The organism is Kitasatospora sp. NPDC089913 (assembly GCF_044748625.1).
In the GTDB taxonomy this organism is placed as follows: domain Bacteria; phylum Actinomycetota; class Actinomycetes; order Streptomycetales; family Streptomycetaceae; genus Kitasatospora.
The window spans coordinates 1-4134 of the sequence record NZ_JBIVGI010000063.1; the positions used below are offsets into that span (position 1 = coordinate 1).

At 71.3% G+C, this 4134-nt stretch carries 1 protein-coding gene and 2 pseudogenes; all 3 read left to right on the forward strand.

The annotated features are described in order from the left end of the window. Positions 1-182: pseudogene (locus ACIPYS_RS40125) on the forward strand (ATP-binding protein); the annotation flags it as partial. A 404-nt stretch (positions 183-586) separates the two neighbouring features. Continuing rightward, on the forward strand, positions 587-4033 hold the full coding sequence (locus tag ACIPYS_RS40130) for a nitrate- and nitrite sensing domain-containing protein (RefSeq protein ID WP_231978572.1): 3447 nt from the start codon (positions 587-589) through the stop codon (positions 4031-4033). Between the two features lie 10 nt (positions 4034-4043). Further along, a pseudogene (locus tag ACIPYS_RS40135) lies at positions 4044-4134 on the forward strand (roadblock/LC7 domain-containing protein); the annotation flags it as partial.

Below are 4134 nucleotides of genomic sequence, written 5' to 3' on the forward strand. Positions count from 1 at the left end.
CCTTCGTCGTCGCCCTCAACGGCTTCGACGGACACCAGCCCCACACCCCCGACGAAGTCCGCGAAGCCCTCCAGCTCAGCACCGAAACACCCGTCGTCACCCTGGACGCCCGACGCCGCGACAGCGCCAAGAGCGCCCTCATCACCCTCGTCGAACACGCCCTCCTCGCCCGGCTCCGCTGAGCGCGGTCCCAGGTCGGCGGCCCCGGCACCCCGTCGCACCGACGGGGTGCCGGGGCACGTTCGCTTGCGGGGAGGTGTCGCCCGGGCGCCACGCGCAAGACCCTCGCATAAGCAGCGGATAACAGTTCGGTAGGCATTTCGTGATCAACAATGACTGTTTGTAGCGAATCAGCGTCACTCAGCGCCAGAAGACCACAGTTTTGCTCCAAGTTGTCGGCGAATGTCCTAAATTGCACCGCACACAGCGCCCACCAGCAGCTGTTTGTCCCCCATCCCTGCACGTGCTGAAATTCCAGCTACCCCTGGATCCCGTACGGCTGTCGCTCCGCTCCCCGGAGCCGCGGCCACCGGGGGTAGCGCTGGATTGATCCATGGCCGCCTGTCGGCCGAGAGGTAGTTGTCGAGTGAGGCGTAAGCAGCAGGTCGCCCCGCAGCGGCGCTCCGAGCCCCGCCAGAGCGAGCCGAACGGCACGGCACCGGAACCCGGCGGGTTCTCGGCGTTCACCCCGACCGAGGAGCGGCCCCAGGCCGCCCCGGCACCGCAGCCGCCCGGCACCGGGAAGGACCGCCCCACGGGCGCCCCGGTCCTCGGGTCCGGCAGCGGTCAGGGCGCGGACACCGCCGGACCGAAGAGCAGCCGGTACGACTTCGTGCGGCCGCGCAACTGGCGCGTGCCGGCCCGTCTGATCGCGATTCTGCTGATCCCGGTCATCATCGCCCTGGTCTTCGGCGGCCTCCGCGTCAACACCTCGATCGACGGCTTCGTCAAGGCCGACCGCGCCCAGCGCACCGCGGCCCTCGCCAAGGCCGCCACCGAGCTCTCCGAGGCACTGGAGAGCGAGCGCGACAAGACGCTCATACCCCTGATCACCAAGCAGGACCCGAACAACGACGTCACCAAGGCGCGCTCGACCACCGACGCCGCCCTCAAGTCGTACAACGCGGCCTACGAGGCGAGCGACAAGTCCGGCGAGCTCCCCCGGCGCCACGACGCGTTCCAGCAGATGGTCGTCTTCCTGCCGCAGCTGCGCGCCACCGCCTACAGCGACACGCTGTTCGCCTCCGCGACCGTCAGCGCCTACTCGGTGATGTTCGCCCCGCTGCTCGCCTACGACAACTCGGTCGGCCTCGGCTCCAGCAACCTCACCAGCAAGGGCCGCTCGATCTACGCGATGTCGCTGGCCAAGGCCTCCGCCTCGACCCAGCGCGCCCTCATGCTGCAGCTCCTGGTCGGCATCGCCGCCCAGAAGACCACCCGCTACGAGAACGTCGACCTGATCCAGCAGCTGCTGGTCGCCCAGCGCCTCGAGCAGACCGCGCTCTCCGAGTTCAACACCGGCAGCGCCCCCGAGGACGCCAAGAAGTACGCCGACGCCCAGGTCGCCCAGGCCAACGCCGACCAGCGGACCGCGTACCGGATGCCCAACGGCAGCGCCCCGACCATGGGCGGCCTGCTCAACATCGGTGCCGCCTACACCCAGGCCGCCGCCAACGGGCAGTCGCAGGGCCGCGAGGTGGCCGACCGGGCGTACAAGGAGGCCAAGGACGCCGGCCTCACCCCGGAGAACTGGAACCAGGCCGCCAACACCCACATCTCCAGCCTCCGCGCCACCGAGGTCGTGCTGCTGGACGACGTGCTCGCCGACGCCGCCGACCTGCGCGACAACGCGCGCTTCGACGCCATCCTCAACTCGCTGATCGTCATCGTCGCGCTGGTCCTCGCCGGTGTGCTCACCGGCTACGTGGCCCGCTCGATGATCCTCGGCATGCGCACCCTGCGCAGCGCCGCGCTCGACATCGCCGACCACCGCCTGCCCGAGCTGGTCGAGAAGCTCTCCAAGACCGACCCGGAGCGGGTGGACACCAACGTCGTCCCGATCCCGCTGTACGGCAAGGACGAGATCGGCGAGGTCGCCCGGGCCTTCGACCAGGTCCACCGGCAGGCGGTCGCGCTCGCCGCCGAGCAGGCCCTGCTGCGAGGCAACGTCAACGCGATCTTCACCAACCTGTCGCGCCGCAGCCAGAGCCTCATCCAGCGCCAGCTGGCGCTGATCACAGACCTGGAGAACAACGAGGCCGACCCGGACCAGCTGGAGAACCTCTTCAAGCTGGACCACCTCGCGACCCGAATGCGCCGCAACGGTGAGAACCTGCTCGTCCTCGCGGGCGAGGAGGCCGGCCGCCGCTGGAACACCCCGGTCCCGCTGGTCGACGTCCTGCGCGCCGCCGCCTCCGAGGTGGAGCAGTACGAGCGCGTCGAGCTCTCCGGCATCCCCGAGGCCGAGGTCGTCGGCGCCGCCGTGACCGACCTCGTCCACCTGCTCGCCGAGCTGCTCGAGAACGCCACCACCTTCTCCAGCCCGCAGACCCGGGTGCTGGTCAACGCGACCCGCCTGCCCGACGGCCGGGTGCTGGTCGAGATCCACGACAAGGGCATCGGCCTCACCGCCGAGGACTTCGCGGAGATCAACGAGAAGCTGGCCGAGCCGCCCACGGTGGACGCCACGATCTCGCGCCGCATGGGCCTGTTCGTGGTCGGCCGGCTGTCCCAGCGGCACGACGTCCGCGTCCAGCTCCGCCCCTCCGGCGAGTCCGCGGGCACCACCTCGCTGGTCATGCTGCCGCCGTTCCTGACCCAGATGGCCGCGGCGCCGGAGCCCGAGGAGCAGTTCACGGTCTCCCGGATCTTCGCCGACCAGGAGCCGGCCGCCGAGTGGGCCCCCGAGCGGAACCAGGCCCGCAGCGCCGCCGAACTCGGCTTCGACGACCACCTCACCGGCCACAACGGCACCGGTTCCAGCGGCTTCAGCCCGGCCCTGGAGGCCGTCCAGCGCTCGCAGCGCCTGGACCAGGTCCGCCGCGCCGCGCTGGAGTCCGGCCCGGAGGGCGACCGGCCGGTGCTGGACGCCGAGGTCGAGGACGAGTACCCGGCGTACGGCCGTCGCAACGACGAGGACTACGGCCAGGACGCGCAGTACCCGCAGCAGGGCTACGAGCAGTCCGGCTACGCCGACGACCAGTACGGCTACCAGCAGGACGAGTACGGCCAGGACGCCGGTTACCAGCAGGACGGTTACCAGCAGGACGGCTACGACCAGTACCCGCAGCAGGGCTACGACCAGTACGGCCGGCAGGACGGGTACGGGCAGCAGGACGAGTACGCCCAGGGCGACGGCTACGACCGCTCCGGCTACGCCGGGGAGCACTACGCCGACCGGGCCGGGGAGGCCCCCGCGGGCCACCCGTACACCCCGGAGCAGCCGGCCCTCCCGGCCGCCGCCGCCGACAACGGCCCGGCCACCCTGCCGTCCGGGCTGCCGCAGCGCCGCCCCGGCCAGCAGCTGGCCGGCGGCGGGTTCCCGTCCGGCCCGCAGGAGAGCGGCGAGACCCCCAACTGGTTCGCCGGCGCCAAGGACACCTCGGCCGCCCCGGCCGAGCCCCGCGGCGGCCACGACGTGTCCGCCCTCGGCGGCTACGGGCCCACCGGCCCGACCGCGGCCGGCGGCCAGAGCTGGCAGTCGCCCAACGACGGCGACTGGCAGCGGGCGGAGAAGCTCCGTGAGCCCTCCTCCAGCGGCACCACCCAGGCCGGCCTGCCCCGGCGCGTGCCCAAGCAGAACCTGGTGCCGGGCAACGCCCAGCCCACCCCGCAGGACGGTCCGCAGGTGTCCCGCGCACCCGAGGAGGTCCGCGGCCGTCTCACCAACCTGCGCCGCGGCGTCGAGCAGGGCCGCAACGCCGGCAGTACCGGAAGCTTCCGGATCGACCCCGATCAGGTAGACCCGTCCGGCAACGGACAGCAGAATCGCAGCACCGATCTCTTCGGCGGCTCGAACCACCAGGAGCGTTGAGTTGAGTCAGATGAGCCAGGCCGCACAGAACCTGAACTGGCTGATCACCAATTTCGTGGACAACACCCCCGGGGTGTCGCACACGGTGGTGGTCTCCGCGG